This window comes from Shinella sp. OV683, from assembly GCF_057787725.1.
This window is the reverse complement of sequence record NZ_CM173543.1, coordinates 3,922,952-3,942,907: the sequence shown is the minus strand read 5'-3', so window position 1 is coordinate 3,942,907 and position 19,956 is coordinate 3,922,952. Positions and strand designations below refer to the sequence as shown.

General features: G+C 61.1%; 20 protein-coding genes. 9 read left to right on the top strand and 11 right to left on the bottom strand.

From position 1 onward, the window contains the following. The first annotated feature begins 4 nt into the window (after positions 1-4). The 4 genes from ACXHRN_RS19130 to ACXHRN_RS19115 all read left to right on the top strand — a co-directional run bounded on the left by ACXHRN_RS19130 (position 5) and on the right by ACXHRN_RS19115 (position 2,538). A complete protein-coding gene (locus ACXHRN_RS19130; protein ID WP_488637890.1) occupies positions 5-718 on the top strand; it encodes an HAD family hydrolase in 714 nt (237 codons plus the stop codon). Positions 719-824: 106 nt separating this feature from the next. After that, on the top strand, positions 825-1,862 hold the full coding sequence (gene lpxK / locus ACXHRN_RS19125) for a tetraacyldisaccharide 4'-kinase (RefSeq protein WP_488637889.1): 1,038 nt from the start codon (positions 825-827) through the stop codon (positions 1,860-1,862). Positions 1,863-1,924: 62 nt separating this feature from the next. Beyond that, positions 1,925-2,242, top strand: coding sequence for a type II toxin-antitoxin system RelE/ParE family toxin (locus ACXHRN_RS19120; RefSeq protein ID WP_488637888.1), 318 nt, complete (start codon positions 1,925-1,927; stop codon positions 2,240-2,242). After that, positions 2,239-2,538, top strand: coding sequence for a helix-turn-helix domain-containing protein (locus ACXHRN_RS19115; protein ID WP_488637887.1), 300 nt, complete (start codon positions 2,239-2,241; stop codon positions 2,536-2,538). Before ACXHRN_RS19120 ends, ACXHRN_RS19115 begins: the two co-directional genes overlap by 4 nt. A gap of 42 nt (positions 2,539-2,580) precedes the next feature. On the opposite strand, the gene ACXHRN_RS19110 is transcribed toward ACXHRN_RS19115, so the two are convergent. Beyond that, positions 2,581-3,186, bottom strand: coding sequence for a TetR/AcrR family transcriptional regulator (locus tag ACXHRN_RS19110; RefSeq protein ID WP_488637886.1), 606 nt, complete (start codon positions 3,184-3,186; stop codon positions 2,581-2,583). 72 nt (positions 3,187-3,258) lie between these two features. Here ACXHRN_RS19110 and ACXHRN_RS19105 point away from each other — a divergent pair, with 72 nt between their 5' ends. Further along, positions 3,259-3,711: a VOC family protein gene (locus ACXHRN_RS19105; protein WP_488637885.1), complete on the top strand. Its 453-nt coding sequence runs from the start codon at positions 3,259-3,261 to the stop codon at positions 3,709-3,711. Further along, the gene (locus tag ACXHRN_RS19100) at positions 3,708-4,088 is read left to right on the top strand and encodes a nuclear transport factor 2 family protein (RefSeq protein ID WP_488637884.1); all 381 of its coding nucleotides are present in this window, start codon (positions 3,708-3,710) and stop codon (positions 4,086-4,088) included. Before ACXHRN_RS19105 ends, ACXHRN_RS19100 begins: the two co-directional genes overlap by 4 nt. A gap of 15 nt (positions 4,089-4,103) precedes the next feature. Here the strand turns inward: ACXHRN_RS19100 and ACXHRN_RS19095 are convergent, their stop codons facing one another. From ACXHRN_RS19095 to ACXHRN_RS19085, 3 genes are all read right to left on the bottom strand, one after another. Continuing rightward, positions 4,104-4,337 carry a DUF2093 domain-containing protein gene (locus ACXHRN_RS19095; RefSeq protein ID WP_488641949.1) on the bottom strand — a complete coding sequence of 78 codons (234 nt, stop codon included), beginning with the start codon at positions 4,335-4,337 and terminating at the stop codon, positions 4,104-4,106. Positions 4,338-4,404: 67 nt separating this feature from the next. Further along, complete coding sequence (gene mutL / locus ACXHRN_RS19090) at positions 4,405-6,207, bottom strand: DNA mismatch repair endonuclease MutL (RefSeq protein ID WP_488637883.1); 1,803 nt, start codon at positions 6,205-6,207, stop codon at positions 4,405-4,407. 44 nt (positions 6,208-6,251) lie between these two features. Further along, complete coding sequence (locus tag ACXHRN_RS19085; protein ID WP_488637882.1) at positions 6,252-9,749, bottom strand: hybrid sensor histidine kinase/response regulator; 3,498 nt, start codon at positions 9,747-9,749, stop codon at positions 6,252-6,254. A 225-nt stretch (positions 9,750-9,974) separates the two neighbouring features. Here ACXHRN_RS19085 and mscL point away from each other — a divergent pair, with 225 nt between their 5' ends. Beyond that, a complete protein-coding gene (gene mscL, locus ACXHRN_RS19080) occupies positions 9,975-10,385 on the top strand; it encodes a large conductance mechanosensitive channel protein MscL (protein ID WP_488637881.1) in 411 nt (136 codons plus the stop codon). 6 nt (positions 10,386-10,391) lie between these two features. On the opposite strand, the gene ACXHRN_RS19075 is transcribed toward mscL, so the two are convergent. The 3 genes from ACXHRN_RS19075 to ACXHRN_RS19065 all read right to left on the bottom strand — a co-directional run bounded on the left by ACXHRN_RS19075 (position 10,392) and on the right by ACXHRN_RS19065 (position 13,904). Further along, positions 10,392-11,273 (bottom strand): patatin-like phospholipase family protein, encoded by an 882-nt coding sequence (locus tag ACXHRN_RS19075; protein ID WP_488637880.1) that lies wholly within the window; start codon positions 11,271-11,273, stop codon positions 10,392-10,394. Between the two features lie 227 nt (positions 11,274-11,500). Next, the gene (gene rsmD, locus ACXHRN_RS19070) at positions 11,501-12,058 is read right to left on the bottom strand and encodes a 16S rRNA (guanine(966)-N(2))-methyltransferase RsmD (RefSeq protein ID WP_488637879.1); all 558 of its coding nucleotides are present in this window, start codon (positions 12,056-12,058) and stop codon (positions 11,501-11,503) included. Beyond that, entirely contained in the window at positions 12,039-13,904 is a 1,866-nt protein-coding gene (locus ACXHRN_RS19065) for a pseudouridine synthase (RefSeq protein WP_488637878.1), read from the bottom strand. The genes rsmD and ACXHRN_RS19065 overlap by 20 nt, the downstream gene beginning before the upstream one ends. Before the next feature lie 87 nt (positions 13,905-13,991). On the opposite strand from ACXHRN_RS19065, the gene ACXHRN_RS19060 reads away from it, so the two are divergent. Further along, positions 13,992-14,423 (top strand): nucleoside deaminase, encoded by a 432-nt coding sequence (locus tag ACXHRN_RS19060; RefSeq protein WP_488641948.1) that lies wholly within the window; start codon positions 13,992-13,994, stop codon positions 14,421-14,423. Here ACXHRN_RS19060 and ACXHRN_RS19055 read toward each other — a convergent pair whose 3' ends face one another. The 3 genes from ACXHRN_RS19055 to ACXHRN_RS19045 all read right to left on the bottom strand — a co-directional run bounded on the left by ACXHRN_RS19055 (position 14,424) and on the right by ACXHRN_RS19045 (position 16,452). Beyond that, positions 14,424-15,230 carry a GGDEF domain-containing protein gene (locus ACXHRN_RS19055; RefSeq protein ID WP_488637877.1) on the bottom strand — a complete coding sequence of 269 codons (807 nt, stop codon included), beginning with the start codon at positions 15,228-15,230 and terminating at the stop codon, positions 14,424-14,426. It lies immediately after the preceding gene. A gap of 101 nt (positions 15,231-15,331) precedes the next feature. Continuing rightward, on the bottom strand, positions 15,332-15,799 hold the full coding sequence (locus ACXHRN_RS19050; protein WP_488637876.1) for a hypothetical protein: 468 nt from the start codon (positions 15,797-15,799) through the stop codon (positions 15,332-15,334). Between the two features lie 44 nt (positions 15,800-15,843). After that, positions 15,844-16,452, bottom strand: a complete 609-nt coding sequence (locus tag ACXHRN_RS19045; protein WP_488637875.1) for a hypothetical protein — start codon at positions 16,450-16,452, stop codon at positions 15,844-15,846. 56 nt (positions 16,453-16,508) lie between these two features. Here ACXHRN_RS19045 and ACXHRN_RS19040 point away from each other — a divergent pair, with 56 nt between their 5' ends. After that, positions 16,509-16,631, top strand: coding sequence for a hypothetical protein (locus tag ACXHRN_RS19040; protein ID WP_488637874.1), 123 nt, complete (start codon positions 16,509-16,511; stop codon positions 16,629-16,631). A 41-nt stretch (positions 16,632-16,672) separates the two neighbouring features. On the opposite strand, the gene ileS is transcribed toward ACXHRN_RS19040, so the two are convergent. Next, positions 16,673-19,534 carry an isoleucine--tRNA ligase gene (gene ileS, locus ACXHRN_RS19035; RefSeq protein ID WP_488641947.1) on the bottom strand — a complete coding sequence of 954 codons (2,862 nt, stop codon included), beginning with the start codon at positions 19,532-19,534 and terminating at the stop codon, positions 16,673-16,675. Between the last annotated feature and the right edge of the window lie 422 nt (positions 19,535-19,956).

Below are 19,956 nucleotides of genomic sequence, written 5' to 3'. Positions count from 1 at the left end.
ACTGATGGCGAAGATTTCCGCAATTTTGTTCGACAAGGACGGCACGCTGCTCGATTTCGACAAGAGCTGGGAGCCGGTCAACCGCAAGGCGGCGCTTTATGCCGCCCGTGGCGACCAGGCGCTTGCCGATCGGCTGATGATCGTCTGTGGCATGGATCCGATCACCGGCAAGACCGAAGGTGGAAGTTTGTTTGCCGCTGCTGCTCCCAGCGAGATTGTCGAGGCGATGATCGCTGCCGGCGCCCCCTTTACAGCCGAAGAATTGACCCGAGACCTCGATAAGATTTACGCCGAAGGTGCTGTGGACGCTGTCGCGGTTACCGATCTTCAGGCTCTGTTTTCACGCCTTAAGGGCAGGGGACTCGTGCTCGGCATTGCCTCCTCCGACAACGAGGCCTCCATCCGCAGGATGGCCGAGGGCATGGGCATCATGCCCTATCTCGATTACATCGCCGGCTACGACAGCGGCCATGGCGTCAAGCCCGACCGCGGCATGATCGATGGCTTTGCCACGGGCCACGGTCTCGAGCATGCGGCGATTGCGATGGTGGGTGACAATACCCACGACCTGCATATGGCCCGAAATGCCAAGGCGGGGCTCGCGGTTGGCGTGCTCTCCGGCACCAGCGGCCATGACTTGCTCGCGCCGCACGCAGATCACGTGCTCGCCAGCATTGATGAACTTGAGGCGCTTCTCGACAGTCTTGCCGCTGCCTGAGTAACCCTAATCCGCCAAGCACCTTGCATTGTTTCGTTTTTTCGCGTTTTGTCGCGTAAACGAACGGCTAACTATCAAGGGGCGCCGCATCTCGCGGGGCGGAGTCATGGTATCTGACGCACCACCATTCTGGTGGAAGAAGAAAGCGGACTGGCGGGCCTGGCTGATGGCGCCAGCCTCATGGATCTACGGCGCGATCGCCGGCCGCAATCTCAAGAAAGCCAAGCGGCTGGAAATCGAAGTGCCGGTCATCTGCGTCGGAAACTTCACCGTCGGTGGTGCCGGCAAGACGCCCACCGTGATCACGCTCGCCCGCGCGGCCGCCGCCAAGGGTCTCAAGCCCGGCGTTCTCAGCCGCGGCTATGGCGGCGGCATCGACAAGACGACGATCGTCGATCCACATCATCATCGCGCCAGGGATGTCGGCGACGAACCCTTGTTGATTGCTCGCGAAGCACTGACCGTGATCTCTCGCAAGCGGGTCGAGGGCGCCCGACTGTTGATCAAGGAAGGCGCTGACATCATCATCATGGATGACGGCTTCCAGAGCGCCAAGCTGCATTTCGATTATGCGTTGATGGTGATCGACACCGTTCGCGGCATCGGCAATGGCCTCATCGTGCCGGCGGGGCCCGTGCGTGCGCCGACCAAGCTGCAGCTCAAATATGCCACGGCACTCCTCAAGGTCGGCAAGGGCGAAGCCGCCGATCCTTTCATCCGCATCGCGGCGCGCTCCGGCAAGGCAGTCTACGAAAGCCTGATCAAGCCCGTGGGGACCGCGGGTGATGTTGTGGGCAAAAAGGTGCTGGCCTTTGCCGGTATTGCCGATCCGCAGAAGTTCTACCGCACGGTCGAGGAATGCGGCGGCGAGATTGTCGTCAAGCAATCCTTCGGCGATCATCATCATTTGAGCGACGACGAGATCGAAGACATCTTGGCAACGGCCGAAACCGAGCAGTTGGAGATCGTCACCACGGCCAAGGATGCGGTGCGCTTGATCGGCCATCATGGCCCGGCCCAGACCCTGCTGGCCAAGGCGCGCGTGATCGATGTGGAAATGGCGTTCGAGTCTCCCGGGATACCAGCCCAGATCATCCGCGAAGCAATCGCCGCATTCAGGAAGCGGCGCGTGCTGCGGGCTTAACCCATCCGGGACGGAATTAGACATCGAGATAGACGCGACTTAACATTTTTGCTAAGGTTCCTATGTGGGTTGTCGAGTATATTCCCAGCGCTGCGCAGGAGCGTGCCGAGCTTCCGGCGGATATGCGTGCCAGATTGTTCCGTATGGTGGAAGCGATCGGTGCGAAGGGTTTTGCCAGTTTACCACGAGACTGGATAAAGCCGCTCGGCGACAAGCTTTGGGAATTGAGAATTACGGGCAAGGACGGAATTGCTCGCGCAATCTACGTTACTGCGAGTGGACAGCGAATTGTCATACTCAGAATTTTCATCAAGAAAACTCAGAAAACGCCACCGCGGGAGATCGCACTTGCGCGGCAAAGAGCGAAGGAAGTGCAATGAGAACGGTTAAGGCGGAAGATATCCACGCCAAGGAGATGGCCGAGGATCCCGAGTATCGGGCGGCCTACGAGGCGCTCGAGGAAGAATTTGCCTTGGTCAATGAAATGATCAAGGCACGCGCACGTTCACGACTTTCGCAGGCGGAAATCGCAAGCCGGATGGGCACGACTGAAAGTGCCGTTTCGAGGCTCGAAAGTGGTAGGGTCAAACCTTCGACCCGAACCCTGGAGCGCTATGCGCGCGCAACGGGGCACAAACTGCATATCAGCTTCGAGCCTGTCTCCAACGATGGATGAAATTGCCGTTGGGGCCGGCAAGTCGCAAGAAACGGCGCGGGCCTAGTCGGTCGGCGCCAGCGAGGACCACAACGTATCGATAATCGCCTGGCCGAACGATGGCGACAAGGGTTGATGGCCGACCAGCAGCCGATAGAAGACCGGCGCATCGAGCATGTCGAGCACAACCTCGACATCCACCTTCAGCGCGATTTCGCCCTTGGCCTGTGCCTCGACCAAAATCGTCCGGGCCTTTTCCCGATATTGCAGGATGACGCGTGACCGGAAGGCTTTGGCCAGCTCGCTTTCCTGGTCCGCCGCCGCCATGGCATGCGCAATCTGGCGGCCTCGCATCGTGGTGAAGGTCTCCAGGAGCTGTTCAACATGCGCCCGCAGGCGCATCTTCGCCGTGCCACCCTTTTCGACTGCCGGCTCCAGCGGCGTATCCGCCATCAGCGCGGCCATAGCGAGTTCCTGGGCGTTTCGCCAATAGCGATAGATTGTCGGCTTGCCGACGCGTGCGCGTTCGGCGACGGCCTCGATCGTCAGCCGGCCCAGTCCATCGGCCATCAGCATCTCATGCGCCGTCTTCAGGATCGCCTTTCGTGCGACTTCGCTTCGTGGGCGGCCGGGCTTTGAAACAGATGGTTCTGAATGATCTTGACTCATTATAAAACGTACCGTAACGTAATTATATTCAACATTCAAGGTGCTGATATGACCCAAATGGTTGTGCGGAGCATGAGTGCATATCTTGCCATCAAGGGCGCATCGGAGGCGATTGAATTCTATAAGCGCGCTTTCGGAGCTGTGGAGGAGTTTCGCCTGATCGATCCGGTCGACGGTCGGGTCGGCCACGCAGAATTGTCGCTCGGTGGATATCGCCTCTTCCTCAGCGACGAATATCCCGATTTTGGCGCCCTGAGTCCCGACACGCTCGGCGGCACGTCGGTGAAATTTCATCTCGATGTCGATGATGTCGATGGCTTCACCGCCCACGCCGTCACTTGCGGTGCCATTCTCTTGCGCCAGCCGAAGGACGAGTTCCATGGCTACCGCACCGGCATGATCACCGATCCGTTCGGCTACAGCTGGTTCGTTGCGACCAAGGTGAAAGATATCAGCGCTGAAGACATGCAGCGCCAATGGAACAACATGGCCACGGAACATGGCTTCGACACGGAGAAAGCATGATGAGCTCGGCTTCGTTTGATGAATTCGTGGCGATCGAGAACGCCTTCAATGCTGCGATGGTCTCCAACGATATCAGTGAGATTGCGGATTGCATCGCTGATGAGTGGGTGCTGGTGACGCCCGAAGTCGGGCCCGTCAGTAGAGACGGCATGCTCGCGGCGATCGGCGGTGGCTTGCTCAGTCACGACACGATGACCAAGGAGATCGTGCGGGTTGAGGTCTATGGCGATGTCGCTGTTGTCACCGGCCGAGGTCGCAATACCGGTATGTTCAAGGGCCAGCCGATCAAGGCCGATGAATGGATCACTGATGTCTATCGCAAGGTCGAAAGCCGGTGGTTATGCGTTCTAACTCACCTGACGCCCGCTAAGAGCTGACCCAGAAGCGTGTTACTATGCGTGCTGGGTTGGCAGGTTGCCGGCCCGGCGCTCCGCTTCGAGCGAGGCTTCGGCATCAGCATAGGGCTGCTGGCGATCGACACTCCAGTATTTGAGTTCGTCGATCGGGATCACCTTGCCGGTCACCGCGCAGGTGACGAAACCGCCGGGCAGCAGGATCTGGAAATCGCCGTCGAGATACCGGATCTTGGCCTCGCGGCTGCCGCTTCCTTCGTGACGGTTCATCATCATTCTTCCTCTGATCTGCTGGTTCGGTCGGTATACCGCCGCCAAATGCGGATTGCAAATCTGTGCTCTAGCTGCGGCCAAACAGTCTCTCAATGTCCGACAGCTTCAGCTTGATATAGGTGGGCCGTCCGTGGTTGCACTGTCCGGAGCCCGGCGTGGCCTCCATCTGCCGCAACAGCGCATTCATCTCCTCGACCCTGAGCCGCCGGCCTGAACGCACCGAGCCGTGGCAGGCCATTGTGGCGGCGACGTGTTCGAGCCGCGCATGCAGCGTTGACGATGTGTCCCATTCGCCAATCTCGTCGGCAAGTTCGCGGATCAGTCCCTGCGCATCGACCTCGCCCAGCATCGACGGCGTCTCGCGGATCAGGATCGCGCCAGGGCCGAAGCGTTCGTAGTGCAGGCCCAGCGACTTGAGGCTTTCGGCATGCTCCATCAGCCGGTCGCAATCCTCCTCGGGAAGATCGGCGATTTCGGGGATGAGCAGCGCCTGCGACGGCACCGCCTTGGCAGCCAGCGCCTTGCGCATGTCTTCGAACACCAGCCGCTCATGGGCAGCGTGTTGGTCGACGATGACCATGCCGTCATCGGTCTGGGCGATAATGTAGTTTTCATGCACCTGCGCCCGTGCGGCGCCCAGCGGATGGCTCTCGACGGGCTCGGCAACTGTTTCGGCCACGGTGACCGATGCCGCATCGGCGCGCGCAGAGGGTGTTGCCATGTCGGCAAACATCGGCGCTATGGCTTCCATCAGACCGCCGGCCGTGGCTGCTGAAAACGGCCGGAAAGGCGATGCCGAGGGCTGCCAGTTCTGCGCCGGCTGCGGCCGGAAGCCGGGCCGGAAGGCGCCCATCATCGACCGTGCCGCCGTTGTAGAGGAGCGGTCACCATCGCGTGCCAGCGCTTCGCGGATTGCGCCGACGATCAGCCCGCGCACGAGGCCCGGATCGCGGAAGCGCACGTCGGATTTCGCCGGATGCACATTGACGTCGACCAGTGCGGGGTCGAGCTGGATGTCCAGCACCGCCACCGGATAGCGGCCCGAGGGGATTGTCTCGGCATAGGCGCCGCGCAGCGCCGACGCGATCAGCTTGTCGGCGACCGGCCTACCGTTGACGAAGGCGAACTGATGGGCGGCGTTTCCGCGATTGAACACCGGCAATCCGGCATAGCCCGTCAGCCTGATGTCTTCGCGCTCGGCATCCAACGCAATGGCGTTTTCCTCGAAATCCTTGCCGATCACCTGGGCGATGCGGGCGAGTCTGTCGTCGCCGGTTGCTGCAAATTCGAGCGTCGCGCGGTCTGTCCCTGACAGGGTGAAGCGAACATGCGGAAAGGCAATCGCCATCCGGCGGGTGATTTCAGTGATGGCGCCGGCCTCGGCTTTCTCCGTCTTGAGAAATTTCAGCCGCGCTGGTGTCGCAAAGAACAGGTCACGTACTTCTACGATCGTGCCGGTGTTGGCCGCACGCGGCCGTAGTTCCGAAACCTTGCCGCCGGTCACGGTAATTTCGGCGCCATCGGCGTCATCGCGCGTGCGGCTGGTGATCGACAGCTTGGCGACCGAACCGATCGATGGCAGTGCCTCGCCACGAAAACCCAGCGTGCGGATATTGTCGAGGCCATTGTCGAGCTTGGAGGTGCAGTGCCGACGTACGGCAAGCTCGAGGTCGCCGCGCGACATGCCGGAGCCGTTGTCGGTAACACGAAGAAGGCTCTTGCCGCCGCCGGATGTGGCGATCTCGACGCGCGTGGCACCGGCATCGACGGCGTTTTCGATCAATTCCTTGGCAGCACTGGCGGGTCGCTCGATGACCTCGCCGGCGGCAATCTGGTTGATCAGTGTTTCGGGCAGCAGCTTGATTTGCATCCACTCATTTTCGCGGATTCGCGACCATAAGCATAGCGGCAATTTCACTCCGCCGCCGCTTTCCCCAGGCTGGCGAAGCGGCTGAGTGCGGCACGCAAGGCGGCGGGCTTGATCGGCTTGTTGAGCAGGTTGATACCAGCCCGTTCCGCTTCGGCGCACACCTCGGCCGTGCGGTCGGCGGTGATCAGGATCGCCGGCACTTGACCAAGGGCCTGGCGCATCGCCGCGATCACCTCGATGCCGGTTGCCTTGTCGAGGTGGTAGTCGGCGATCACCACGCCGAACCGCTTGCCAGACGCGACAAGGGCATCCGCCTGCTCTCGCCCGGTGGCAGTCTCGACCGCACATCCCCAGCCGGTGAGCAGGATCCGCATGCCATCGAGAATGCTCTGTTCGTTGTCGATGCAAAGCACTGAAAGTTGATCGAGCTTGGCGATCGGCCCGGGAGGTGCAGCAGGAATCACATCCGCCACCTGCGGCGCCGACTCCGAACGATCGAGGGGAATACGCACCCGAAACACCGTGCCCTTGCCAAGTGTCGACTGTAGCTCGACGGGATGATTGAGCACGCGGGCGATGCGATCGACAATGGAAAGACCCAACCCGAGTCCTGCCGATGTCCTAGCGCCTTCATCCAGCCGGGCGAATTCCTTGAACACTGTCTTGAACTTCGATTGCGGGATACCGATGCCAGTATCATGGACCTGGATCCACGCCTCGCTGCCGCGCCGCCGCACGCCGACCAGTACCTTGCCATCGACCGTGTATTTGATGGCGTTGGATACGAGATTCTGCACCAGCCGGCGCAATAGCGTCGGATCGGACCGGACCCTGAGCGTGCTCGGCAGGACCACCAAGTCGAGGTTCCTCGCCCGCGCTAGAGGCTGATAGTCGGTCTCGATCCGCTTGAGGAAAGTGCCGAGCGGCACAGCAGCTAATCGCGGCTTCATCGCGCCGGTATCGAGGCGCGATATGTCGAGCACCGCGCCGAGAATGGTTTCTACCGATTCAAGCGCCGAGTCGATGTTGAGCACCAGGTCGCTGTTCTGCGAATGGCCCAGCCGCTCCACCAGCGACGACGAGTAGAGGCGTGCGGCATTCAGCGGCTGCAGGATGTCGTGGCCTGCAGCCGAGAAGAACCGCGTCTTGCCGATATTGGCGTCCTCGGCGGCGGCGCGCGCTTCGGCAAGCTGGCGGTTGACATCGGTCAGTTCGCGCGTCCGCTCATCGACCCGCTGCTCCAGCGTCTCGTTGGCCACCTCCAGCGCGCGGCTTGCCCGCACCCGCTCGGTGATATCGGTGCAGGTAGCCACCACGCCGCGATCGGGCATCGGGTTGGAGCGCAGCTCGACGATCCGTGCGCCGCCATCGAGATAGAGCTGGAACGGTGTGTCGGGCGTCAGGATCTGCTCCATGACATCGACTTCCTCTCCTTCACGGACATCGCCGCGCTCGGCGAGCAGCATGATGATGCCGGACAAGGGAAAGCCGACTTGTCCAACGGACTCCGGCAGATCGAGCAAGGCACGGAAGCGCCTGTTCCAGATCGACAGCCGATTTTCGCCATCGAATACCGCGATCCCCTGGTCCATCTGCGAAAGCGCTGTCTGCAGCACGCCCTGATTATATTGCAGGGCCTCGCTGGCTTGGTCGAGCAGTTGCGCCGTCTCCGAGGGATGCTCGTCCATGCGCCGCATGGTCAGCGAGAGCACCAGCCGTGCCGACGACGAGCCGATCGCCGAGCCGAGCAACTGCTCGGCGAAATTCAGCAGGTCGGAATCGGCATAGCGGCGATCGTTCAGCACCTTGCCGGTGGAATATTCGTAGCTCGCGAAGGACCGTGCCATCCGTTCCTCGCCGAGATAGCGGCCGATCGCGGTCTTGAGATCGCCCACGGTCAAGTTGGTGCGCCAGCTTCGCAGCAGCGGTTTGGCATTGGCGTCGCGCGGAATGAACACGGCGGCTTGCTGGCGCTCGATCAGGTTGGAGTTGCGCGTCATCGATGCCAGAACAAAGGCGGCGATATTGGCGAGGAGGCTGAGCAACGCCGAATTGATGAATGGATCGCTGCCCGATCCCGAGAAGAAATTGGAGGATGGCAACAGGGTATCGAGGATGGCGCCGGCATCTCTGGATGTGTCGGTGCCGCCGAGGCTGGGGATGAACAGCAACCATGCCCAGACAGTGAAACCGGCGATCAAACCGGCAATCGCACCGCGCGCATTCGCCCGCCGCCAGATCAGTCCTCCCAGCATCGCCGGGGCAATCTGCGAGATCGCGGCAAAGGCGATCAGGCCGATCGAGGCAAGTCCGTTCTCCGAAGCGGAAGAGCGATAGTAGCCGTAGCCGAGCAACAGCACCGCAAAGATTGCGCCGCGCCGCACCGAAAGCACAAGCCGACCGAGGTCTTCGCCCGCGCCGATGAGATTGCGACGCAGCAGGATGGGCATGACGATGTCGTTGGAGACCATGATGGCCAGCGCTACAGATTCGACAATCACCATGGCGGTGGCCGCCGAGAATCCGCCGATGAAGGCGATCAGCGTCACGGTCGACATATTGGCTTTGAGGGGCACTGTCAGGATGTAGAGATCGACGTCGCCCACGCCGTTGAACAAGATCACGCCGCCGATCGCGATCGGCAGCACGAACAGGTTGATGGCGATGAGATAGAGCGGGAAGAACAGCCGGGCGAGTTTGAGTTCGCTGGTGGTGCGGTTTTCGACCACCATAACATGGAACTGCCGGGGCAGCATGATAATGGCGAAGGCGGAGAGCGCCGTGATCATGATCCATCGGCTGAGCGGCGTCTGGTGAAATAGCGCCTCGGCGGCCGGCGCATGCGCTTTGGCCATTTCTAAGAGATGCGCAGGCCCGTCGAACAGGCTGTAGACGACGGTGATGCCCACCGTCAGCACCGCCACCAGCTTGATCACCGACTCGGTGGCGATGGCCAGTATCAACCCGTCCTGGTGCTCTGTGGCGTCTGCATGCCGCGTGCCGAACACCACGGCGAAGAAGGCCAGCGACAGCGACACAAGCAGCGGCAGGTCGATGAGTTGGTGATTATCGAGGCCAATCGCATAGCCTGACGTATCGACGAGCGCCGCCACGGAATTGGACACCGCCTTCAGCTGCAGCGCGATATAGGGCACCGCGCCGGCCAGCGCGATGATGGCGACGATCATCGCCACGACGGGGTTTTTGCCATAGCGGGCGGCGACGAAATCGGCGACCGAAGTCAGCTTTTCGGCCTTGGCGATAGCAGTCATTCGCCTGAGCAGCGGCAGGCCAATGGTGAACATCAGCACCGGGCCGATATAGATCGCCGCGAATTCGAAACCCTTGCCGGCCGCCAGCCCGACGCCGCCGAAATAGGTCCAGGAGGTGCAGTAGATGGCAAGACTTAGCGCATAGACCACAGGACGGCCGCGGCCAGCACCGCCGCTCGCTTTGGCCCTGCGGTCGCCGATCGAGGCCACCGCGAACAGCAGCGCGAGATAGGCGAATGCCGAGCCGAAGATGACCCAGCCTGGCAGCATGAAACCTCCCTTGGCGAGAACACTCTACGCTCGCTTCGGAAACAATAGAGGCAACAATGCCAACTGCAAAGCCATGCTTTGGTCGAGGACGGTAGGTCGAAATTATCGCTATGTCTTTGATAGTCGTAAAAGATCGGCCACATCGCGCGTTTTGCTTGCGATGGCCTTGCTTATACGCTTTACTTCACACGGGTAGGTAGCCCGGACCAATAGCAGGAGAGCCTTATGTTGAATGAATTCAAGGCGTTCATCGCGCGCGGAAATGTTCTGGACCTGGCAGTCGGTGTGATTATCGGTGCAGCTTTTGGCGCAATCGTCAAGTCGCTGACAGAGGATTTGATCATGCCGATCATTGGTGCGATCACTGGCGGCGGCTTTGATTTTTCCAACTATTTCATTCCCCTGTCGAGCAAGGTCACGGCACTATCACTGGCTGCCGCGCGCCAACAAGGCGCCGTCTTCGCCTACGGCAGCTTCATTACTGTCTTGATCAATTTCCTGATCGTCGCATGGTGCATCTTCCTCCTCATCAAAGCCGTCAACCGTGCCATGCCCAAGAAGGAGGCCGAAGCGCCGACCGGCCCGGCCGAAGAAATCGTGTTGCTGACTGAAATTCGCGACGCGCTGCGGAAGTAAGCTTTTTCAGATGCCAGCGGGCGAGAGGCGTGCGGACATCTCCGCGTCGATCGCCCGCTTCACGTCATCCTTGATCCCGGCGGAGATTTCCAGCACTTCGCCGGCCTTCATGAAATCCATGACAGCAAATCTGCCGACATTCGGACGCAGGAAAATGTCGGGCGCCTGGCTCTTCAGCTTTTCTGATATGATCGACTGCATCATCAACTGGCTGGCGCCGAACAGGCTTTCGATGCGGTTGGGCATGCGATCGATCTCGCCTTCCGGACCACCGACGACATCGATGCCGATGATGATATCGGCCCGGCCGAACAGGTGCTCGAACGGCACGGGGTTGAAAATGCCGCCATCGATCATGATGCGACCCTTGTGCCTGACTGGCATGAACACCGCGGGAATGGCAGCGGAGGCAGCCAGCGCTTCGATCAGGTCTCCGGTGCCGATGACAGTCTCGCACTGGCCGTAGTAGTCGGTCGCGGTCACCTGCAGCGGGATCGACAGTTCTTCAAACGTTTTGGGCAGAGTATCGGGCAGGAAGGCATTCAGCACGCGCTCCAGATTGTACTGGCCGAGCCGGAAGCCATTGGTCACCATCTCCTTGACGGTGGTCGGCCGCATCGACCAGATGCGGTTCATCACCTCGCGAGGCTTGCCGACCGATTGCAGCGTGAATTCACGGATCTCGCTGCCAGTCATCCCGGCTGCCATGCCGGCGCCCATGATAGCTCCGATCGATGAGCCTGCGATCGCCACGGGCACGATGCCGAGTTCATCAAGCGCTTCAATCACATGGATGTGGGCCAGTCCGCGCGCACCGCCGCCGCCAAAAGCGATGGCGACCGTGGGCGAAGGCGAGGAGGCGTTGGTTGCTGGAATATCTATCTTCATTCGCGCTGGCTGCAACTCTCTCGACGATGCCGTTTAGTGCGCCGAAAGCCCCTCATCCGGCCTTTCGGGCCACCTTCTCACCGTTGGAGAGAAGAGGAAACTGACGGTCGCGTCCAGCTTACACAACTTTGCGCAAGTGTGAACTCAGTTGTTGCCTGGTACGGTCGTTGCATATTTCTCTTCTCCTCAGCGGTGAGAAGCTGGCCGAAGGCCGGACGGGCGGGCGCTTAAATGCTGTACCGGTAGAAATGCATCCGCGTGTCACCGAATTCTCTGACATCCTTCAAGACGAAAGGTGCTGCCACATCTGGTTCAATATTGGCGCGCTCCTCCAGGATTGCGAGCGCACCGTCCACCAGCCAGCCACCCGAGGCTGCCGCGTGGAAGCATTTCTCGCCCATTCCGTGGCCATAGGGAGGATCAGCGAACAGGAAATCGAACGGATCCATCGTACCGACGACACCAAGATCTATGGCATCGCGGCGGAAGATCCTGGCGCGGCCTTGAAGGCCCAGCGTTTCGATATTGGTTCTCAGCAGGCCGCGGCCTTCAACCGAGGTCTCGACGAACAGTGCCTGTGCTGCACCACGCGATAGCGCTTCGAGCCCGACGGCGCCGGTGCCGGCGAAACAGTCGATCACCCTGCCTCCGTCGAGCACATCCGCGTAGCTGTGGCTCAGGATGTTGAACAGGCTTTCGCGCGTCCGATCGGTGGTCGGACGAATGTCGCTGCTTTTGGGTGTTGCGAGCGGCCGCCCGCGGAACTCACCCCCGACGATCCGCACTGTTCTTCTTTCCTCTGCCGCCCGCAGGTCCCTTGCGGGGCCCATCGCCGCCACGGGGAGCGTCGCCGCGCGGGCGATCACCAGCCGGCTTGCCGCCGCGCGGGCCGTTGCCCGCAGGCTTGCCCGAAAATGCGCGTGGACCCTTCGGAGCACCTTCACGCTTTTCCCCGAACGGCTTGTCGCCGCGTGGAGGCCGCGCTTCGGCACGCTTGCTATCGGTGGAGCGCTCCGGACGGGCGCGGCCGCCTTCTGATCTGGCGTCATCCCGCTTACCTTCGAACGGCTTCCGACCTGCCGGCTTACCGGCGGGGCGTTCGCCACGTTCCGGGCGATCGGATCTTTCTGGACGCTCCGGTCGGCCAGCGCCGGCGCGGGCCGGGCGGGCTGATCTTTCGCGGGCGGGTGCCTCTGCTACACTGTCGCCATCCTTGCGCAGGCGCAGCACCTTGCGGCGTGTGCCAGTCGTGTCTGCCGCAGCTTCCTCACTGGCTTTTTTCACGGCGACGGGACGGGCACCGGGCGCCATCCATACATTGGCGGTGCGGGTGGTGCCGAGCGGCAGCCGCTTCTGCTTCTTGTCGTCATCGCGGCCTTGCGGGGCACCGCCCTTGCGATCTCCATCGCGGCCACGCGCCTCATCCCGGTCGCGTCCGCGCGGCGGACCCTTGCGGTCACCGTCGCCGTCGCGGCTGCGGGGCGGGCGATCGGCACGATCCGGACGCTCGGAGCGCTCAGGACGCTTGGTGTCGATGCGGGAAAGATCGCGCTCGCGGCGATCTCCTCTATCGCCCCTGTCTTCACGGCTCTCGCGCTTGGGACGTTCGGTCTTTTCGGCGCGTTCGCCTCGCTGCCAGGTCTGGGCAGGCTCATTGTCTTCCCGCTGGGCCGGATCGTGGATTGGCGCTTCGAAATTGGCGTTGGCTTCGGCGATCAGACGAGGGCCGAGCTGGTCGCGCAGCGTCCGGCTCTTGATTTCGACGACTTCGCCGTCATTGAGTTCGCCCAGCTGAAACGGGCCGTAGGAAATGCGGATCAGCCGGTTGACGTCGAGGCCGAGCGCACCGAGCACATTCTTGATCTCGCGGTTCTTGCCTTCGCGAAGACCCATGGTGATCCAGACATTGTGGCCCTGCTGGCGGTCCAGAGTTGCTTCGATGGCGCCGTAGAACACGCCCTCAACTGCGATGCCTTCCTTGAGCTCATCGAGCTTGGCCTGGTCGATCTCGCCATAAGCGCGGACGCGGTAGCGGCGCAGCCAGCCGGTGGTCGGCAGTTCCAGCATGCGCGCCAGCCCGCCATCATTGGTCAGCAGCAACAGGCCTTCCGTGTTGATGTCGAGGCGACCGACCGAGATCACCCGTGGCAATTCAGCCGGCAGGTTGTCGAATACGGTGGGGCGGCCTTCGGGATCGTGATTGGTGGTCACCAGGCCAGCAGGCTTGTAATAGATCCACAGGCGCGTGCGCTCGATGGAGCCAATCTGCTGGCCGTCGACTTCGATCATGTCGGACGGCGTGCAGTTGATCGCTGGGCTGTCGAGTACCTTGCCATTCAGCGACACGCGACCTTCAAGGATCATCCGCTCGCAATCGCGGCGCGAGGCGACGCCGGCGCGCGCCATGATCTTGGAGATGCGTTCGCCTTCGCCGGAGACCTCGATATGGGCCGGGTTCTTTTCAGGCGCAGATCGTGGCTTTGCGCCAAAGCTTTTCTTTGCCGGGGGCTTGCCGCCGGGCCGTGCGCCGCGTGCGGGTTCCTTGCCGTCAGCCCGAAAGGGCTTGCGACCTTCGCCGTCGCCCTTGAAGGGTTTGCGGCCGCCTTCACCCGGTGTTCTCGTATTTTTCATTTCACTTGCCTCTTAGTTACTCGTCTCCTATCAGGACATGAGGTCGGGGTTAAGAGGAAATACCGCGTGAAACCGGCAAATCGCTTCATGGAAATGGCTTTGGACGAAGCGCGAGCGGCTGCAAGCCGTGGCGAAGTGCCGATCGGCGCGGTCATCGTCCATCAGGATCGAGTTTTGGCGCGCGCCGGAAACCGCACCCGCGAACTCAGTGACATCACTGCGCATGCGGAAATCGAGGTGATCCGTGCCGCCGCAAAAGTCATCGGCAGCGAGCGATTGGTGGATGCCGATCTCTATGTAACGCTCGAGCCCTGCACGATGTGCGCGGCCGCGATCTCGTTTGCCCGGGTCCGGCGGCTCTATTATGGTGCGGGCGATCCCAAGGGTGGCGCGGTCGACAACGGCGTGCGGTTCTATCAGTCGCCCACCTGCCATCACGTGCCGGAGATCTATGGTGGTATCGCGGAGATAGAAGCGGGCGATATCCTCAAGAGTTTTTTTCATGAACGGCGAGACTGATCAGGCAGCTTCCGAGTCTTGGCTATCCGCTTCGGGATCGTTCATGACGACCGTGTTGCGACCGCTGCGTTTGGCGACGTACAGGCGGCGGTCCGCTTCACTTGCAGCATGTGTGGCGTCGAAGCGCGATGACAGGCAAATTCCGCCAATGCTGAGGGTGACGGGGATGGCAACCCCCTCGGCGTCCAGTGCAATGGCTTCCGCGGCAGCACGCAGCCGCTCGGCGATCGCACCTGCCTCGCCCTCGTTGGCGCGGTCGAGGTAGATGGCGAATTCCTCGCCGCCGATCCGGCCCCAGAAATCCTGCGGACGCAGCACCGAACCGACCGCCTGGGCTATTTCCTTCAGAGCAGCATCGCCGTAGCGATGGCCAAAGCTGTCATTGATGCGCTTGAAGTGGTCGGCATCGGCAATCAGCAGGGCGCTCGGGCGATTGTCCTGGCTGGCGGCATCCAACAGCGAGAAGAAGGTCTCGCGGTTGAGCGCGCCCGTCATGGCATCGCGGCGGGCCTGTTCCTTGAGTATCGCATGAGTCTGCATCAGCTCGTTGTGCATGATGTCGAGATCGGAATGCAGTCTGGCGAGTTCGTCGCGGGCGTTCGTCAGCATTTCCTGCTGGTGGAATTGCCAGGCGCTGGCCGGAAAGGCGATGGCCAGCGGGCAGATCACGCTCATCCAGAAGCCGGGGCCATCAGGATGGCCGCCCAGAATGGGTACGAGGATCAACGCGGCCGCAAGCGACACGGCCATCGATGCAATTGCGGCCAGGCTGGCCTTCCAGACAGTTTTCTTGCTGATCCCGAACATATCAGGCAGCCTAAAATGCGAGTGTTAACAGCAAGTATCCAGCACGAGAATGCAGCGCTGATTTAGGGGCGTTCCATGCAATTTTCCGTGAACGCCATTCGTTACTGGCGCCGCAGACATGACTGGCCTGAGATCGGCACGATGCCTGCCGGCTTGTACTTTTCGATCGCGCTGCGAGCGGCCAATCCGATCAGGCAGGCAAGCTCATCCTCGCGGTCGCCATTCGGGGTAACGAGCGACGCGGCAACACCGAATTTCGGCGTTCCTTCGTAGGGGATATCGTAGTTCTCGGGGCTGATGCCGACGGTGATGGTCACGGTATAGAGCCATTCCTTGCCCTTGGCGGTCTGCACCCATCGGCCGACATCGGAACTGGTTGTGATGTTGACGACGATATCAGCGCCCGGACCGCGCATCGCCTTGAAACCGGCGTCGTCAAAAACCTTGGCAAGCGGCGGCACGAGGTAATTGGCGTAGCCACTTGCCATCTGACTGCTGCTCATCTGGATGATGTATTTCTTGCCGTCCAGCGGTCCCGCCGAGGCGGCGGGAGCAAAAAGCGAAAGCATGGCGGCAACGACCGCTAATCCGGGGATAAATTCCCCGGCACGCATCAATCCCAGACCTGCCACCACTTGCGGCCGGTACCGGCAACCTCAGCTTCTTTCTTGCGGCGCGCATCCTTTGCGCGTTCGGATTCGCCGAGATTCTGCAGCTTCGCCGGGTCATCGACCTTGCGGTAGTCGAGCGGGGGATCGCTCATGAAGCGACGGCGGTCGGAATAGCGGCCATCCTGGATCGCACGCGCATCACGATAGGCAGCACGCTGCTGCTCGGGCGAAAGAGCCTTGCCCTCGGTGACCGAGACGGCGAGCGGCGAACGATAGTTGCCGTTATTGGCGTTGTCGTCAGCTTCCTTCTTCAGGCGCGAGCGTGCCTGTTCGGGGCTTTCCAACCATTGTGGATTGTCCTTCGACGCCAGATTTTCCGCTGGCGCCACCAGCACCGTTTCATCCGCGGGCTTCACGAGTGAGCCGCGCGGCTGATAGGCCAGCGCCTGTGGACGCTTCGGCGAAAGCGACGCTGCATCGCCGAGATCGTCGACCAGCTGTTCGGTGGCGTTCTTGTCGGTGCCGTATTTCGGGCCCATGCAGCTCGACATACTTAGTGTGGCAGCAGCAAGCACGACAAACGAGCCAGCCACGCGATACATCTGTTTCATGCTCTACAAGCCTTTCCGGCGCGAGAAGCGCAAGATCCATAGGTTCCGATTTTGCGGTGAAGCAGAAATCCGGCCAATTTCAGGCAGCTTTTACCGGAGATGGGGAAAAAGCGCAATTCTTTCCGTCCGACTATCTGCCGCCTGTCCCCGGTCGCGAGGCCGATCTGCTGCATTTTTGACAGCGGATGCGCCTGTCGCGCACCCGCTTATCTCTTTCATATCAGACGGCAAGTGCCGCCAGTTCCCTCAGTGCTGCCGCATCGCGCGCGGAAACATCCGGGTACTCCGGATCGGAACCGACGTCCTGCGTGATCCGCCAGGAGCGGGCGCATTTTGTGCCTTCGGCGAGTGCGGGGACAACGCTGACCTGCGAATTGTCTTCACCGCGGAATGCATCGGCCGGGCCTTCGCCCAACACGACCCGGATATCCGAAGTGATGCAGATCTCGGCGAAATCGAGATCCTCAAGCGCGTTGTGCAGGTCGGCGCTGGCGACATAGACGATCGGCGCCGCTTCCAGCGACGAACCGATGCGCTTGTCCTTGCGTTCGATTTCCAGTGCTCCCGTGACGGCACGGCGAACGGTGCGAACCTTCTTCCACTTCTCGGCCAAGGCTTCGTTCATCCAATTGGCCGGAATTTCCGGGAACTGTTCGAGATGCACCGACACAGCCGACGGGTCTCGCGACAGCCACGCTTCTTCGGTGGTGAACGGCATCATCGGCGCAAACCATAGCACCAGGCAGTCGAATAGCTTGCGGATCACATAGAGTGCCGAACGACGGCGCAGGCTCGATGGCGCGTCGCAATAGAGCGTGTCCTTGCGGATGTCGAAATAGAAGGCCGACAGCTCGACATTGGCAAAATCGGTCAGCGCGCGGGCGATCCGCTTGAAATCGAAATCGTCATAGCCTTCGCGAACCATGGCGTCGAGTTCGGCCAGCCGATGCAGCATCAGCTTTTCGAGTTCCGGCAGATCGGTATAGGCAATCTCGTCGCCATGGTCGTGGGCGAGCGTACCCAGCATCCAGCGGACGGTGTTGCGGATCTTGCGGTAGTTGTCGATGTTGGTCTGCAGGATTGTCTTGCCGAGGCGCTGGTCTTCCCAATAGTCGGTGTTCATCACCCACAGGCGCAGGATATCGGCGCCGGACTGTGCCATGACGTCCTGCGGGAACACCTGATTGCCGAGCGATTTCGACTGCTTGCGGCCGTCTTCCGCCATGGTGAAGCCATGGGTGACGACAGCATCGTAGGGCGCACGGCCGCGCGTCGCGCAGCTTTCGAGCAGCGACGAATGGAACCAGCCGCGATGCTGGTCTGAGCCTTCGAGATAGACATCGGCCGGCCACTTCAGGTCGGGACGGTCTTCGAGCGTGAATGTGTGCGTCGAGCCCGAATCGAACCAGACGTCGAGAATGTCGGTGACCATCTGCCACTGCTCGCCGTCATGCTCGTTGCCGAGGAAACGCTCCTTGGCGCCGGCGGCAAACCAGGCATCGGCACCTTCGTTTTCGAAGGCTTCGAGGATGCGGGCATTGACCTTCTCGTCTTTCAGCACATTGCCCTGCGCGTCGGCAAACACGCAGATCGGCACACCCCAGGCGCGTTGACGCGACAGAACCCAGTCCGGGCGCTGCTCGATCATGGCGCGAAGGCGGTTCTGGCCAGCCGGCGGCACGAAGCGGGTCGCGTCGATCGCCGAAAGTGCGCGCGAACGCAACGTCGTGCCGTCGCCGAGTTCCTTGTCCATATAGACGAACCACTGCGGCGTGTTGCGGAAGATAACCGGCTTCTTGGAGCGCCAGGAATGCGGATACTCGTGCTTCAGGCGGCCTCGTGCGAACAGCGCGTTGCGCTCGATCAGCTTCTCGATGACCCGCTTGTTGGCGTCGCCCTTCTTGCCGTTGTCATCGATGACGCGGGCCGCCGGCAGATCACCTTCAGCTGTGAAGCCGGGAGCGTCCTCGGTGAGGAAGCCGGCGTCATCGACGGTGAAGGGGATACGCGATGAGATGCCGCGTGCTTCAAGGTCGCGGGAGTGATGGGTCCAGATCTCGAAGTCGTCGCGGCCGTGGCCGGGTGCGGTGTGGACAAAGCCGGTGCCGGCATCGTCGGTGACATGGTCGCCATCGAGAAGCGGCACGTCGAATTCATAGCCGCCGCCGAGGCCCTTGAAGGGGTGGGCGCAGGTGATCGCAGCCAGTTCATTACCAGTCACGTCGCGAACCAGATTGAGCGTGATCTTGGCCTTGGTAGCACAATCCTCGGCAAGCCGCTTCGCGAAGATCAGCTTTTCGCCCGGACGCGGGCCGAAATCATTTTCGGCGGCCGTCACTTCATAAAGGCCGTATTCGACACGGTTGGAGTAGGAGATCGCGCGGTTGCCGGGGATCGTCCAAGGGGTTGTGGTCCAGATGACGACGGATGCTGAGAGCAGGTCGCCAACCTCATCCGGCACCGTCATCGAAGGAACTGTGTCGCGTGCTATAGGCAAGTTGTCCAAAGCATTAGCAGAACTTGGATCCACCGGAAACTTCACCCAGATCGTGTCGCTCTCATATTCCTGATACTCGACCTCAGCCTCGGCCAGCGCGGTGCGCTCGACCACCGACCACATGATTGGCTTGGAGCCGCGATAAAGCTGGCCGCTCATGGCGATTTTGATCAGTTCGCCAGCGATGCGCGACTCGGAATGGAAGGCCATGGTCGTGTAGGGGTTTTCGAAATCACCCTCGATGCCCAGGCGCTTGAATTCCGACGACTGCTTGTCGATCCAGCCTTGCGCAAATTCGCGGCATTCCTGGCGGAACTCGTTGACCGGAACCTCGTCCTTGTTCTTGCCCTTGGCGCGATAGGCTTCCTCGATCTTCCATTCGATCGGCAGGCCGTGGCAATCCCAGCCGGGCACGTAGTTGGAATCGTAGCCGCGCATCTGAAACGAGCGGGTGATGACGTCCTTCAGCACTTTGTTCAGCGCGTGCCCGATATGGATGTTGCCGTTGGCATAGGGAGGGCCGTCATGCAGCACGAATTTCTCGCGGCCGGCCGCCGAGGCGCGCAATTTTTTGTAGAGGCCCATCTGCTGCCAGCGAGCCACCAGTTCGGGCTCTTTCTGCGGCAGGCCGCCGCGCATCGGAAAATCCGTCTGCGGCAGGTAAAGGGTGGAGGAATAGTCGTTCTTGTCGGCGGAATCGTTCATGGTCATACCGTGGCTTGTGCGGCACCCCTATCGGGCGCGCGAAAAATCTGAAATCTCGGGATTTCGGCTTCGTGTGGCGTAACGCCAATCGGCCCGGACCTTTGCGCTGAGCCGATCAGGCAGCAAAGGCCGGGCTAATAATTCGGGATATGATCCAAAGCCGCGCGCTATTCATGGGGCGGGTATTTATGCGGTTTTGACGGCAAAGGGAAGAGGTATCGTGATTTCGGAATTATCGAAAATCTTCGGCAACTTGCTTGCCGGGCCATTTGCGCATATATTCTTGGGCATGTGGCCATGGA

Bases quoted from the DNA above. Each gene is read 5' to 3' on its own strand.
- ACXHRN_RS19120 (WP_488637888.1), top strand. From the start codon at position 1,925: ATGTGGGTTGTCGAGTATATTCCCAGCGCTGCGCAGGAGCGTGCCGAG.
- ACXHRN_RS19130 (WP_488637890.1), top strand. From the start codon at position 5: ATGGCGAAGATTTCCGCAATTTTGTTCGACAAGGACGGCACGCTGCTC.
- ACXHRN_RS19110 (WP_488637886.1), bottom strand. From the start codon at position 3,186: ATGAGTCAAGATCATTCAGAACCATCTGTTTCAAAGCCCGGCCGCCCA.
- mutL (WP_488637883.1), bottom strand. From the start codon at position 6,207: ATGCAAATCAAGCTGCTGCCCGAAACACTGATCAACCAGATTGCCGCC.
- mscL (WP_488637881.1), top strand. From the start codon at position 9,975: ATGTTGAATGAATTCAAGGCGTTCATCGCGCGCGGAAATGTTCTGGAC.
- ACXHRN_RS19100 (WP_488637884.1), top strand. From the start codon at position 3,708: ATGATGAGCTCGGCTTCGTTTGATGAATTCGTGGCGATCGAGAACGCC.
- ACXHRN_RS19045 (WP_488637875.1), bottom strand. From the start codon at position 16,452: ATGAAACAGATGTATCGCGTGGCTGGCTCGTTTGTCGTGCTTGCTGCT.
- ACXHRN_RS19075 (WP_488637880.1), bottom strand. From the start codon at position 11,273: ATGAAGATAGATATTCCAGCAACCAACGCCTCCTCGCCTTCGCCCACG.
- ACXHRN_RS19055 (WP_488637877.1), bottom strand. From the start codon at position 15,230: ATGTTCGGGATCAGCAAGAAAACTGTCTGGAAGGCCAGCCTGGCCGCA.
- ACXHRN_RS19085 (WP_488637882.1), bottom strand. From the start codon at position 9,749: ATGCTGCCAGGCTGGGTCATCTTCGGCTCGGCATTCGCCTATCTCGCG.
- ileS (WP_488641947.1), bottom strand. From the start codon at position 19,534: ATGGGCCTCTACAAAAAATTGCGCGCCTCGGCGGCCGGCCGCGAGAAA.
- ACXHRN_RS19065 (WP_488637878.1), bottom strand. From the start codon at position 13,904: ATGAAAAATACGAGAACACCGGGTGAAGGCGGCCGCAAACCCTTCAAG.
- ACXHRN_RS19105 (WP_488637885.1), top strand. From the start codon at position 3,259: ATGAGTGCATATCTTGCCATCAAGGGCGCATCGGAGGCGATTGAATTC.
- lpxK (WP_488637889.1), top strand. From the start codon at position 825: ATGGTATCTGACGCACCACCATTCTGGTGGAAGAAGAAAGCGGACTGG.
- ACXHRN_RS19060 (WP_488641948.1), top strand. From the start codon at position 13,992: ATGGAAATGGCTTTGGACGAAGCGCGAGCGGCTGCAAGCCGTGGCGAA.
- ACXHRN_RS19050 (WP_488637876.1), bottom strand. From the start codon at position 15,799: ATGCTTTCGCTTTTTGCTCCCGCCGCCTCGGCGGGACCGCTGGACGGC.
- ACXHRN_RS19115 (WP_488637887.1), top strand. From the start codon at position 2,239: ATGAGAACGGTTAAGGCGGAAGATATCCACGCCAAGGAGATGGCCGAG.
- ACXHRN_RS19095 (WP_488641949.1), bottom strand. From the start codon at position 4,337: ATGATGAACCGTCACGAAGGAAGCGGCAGCCGCGAGGCCAAGATCCGG.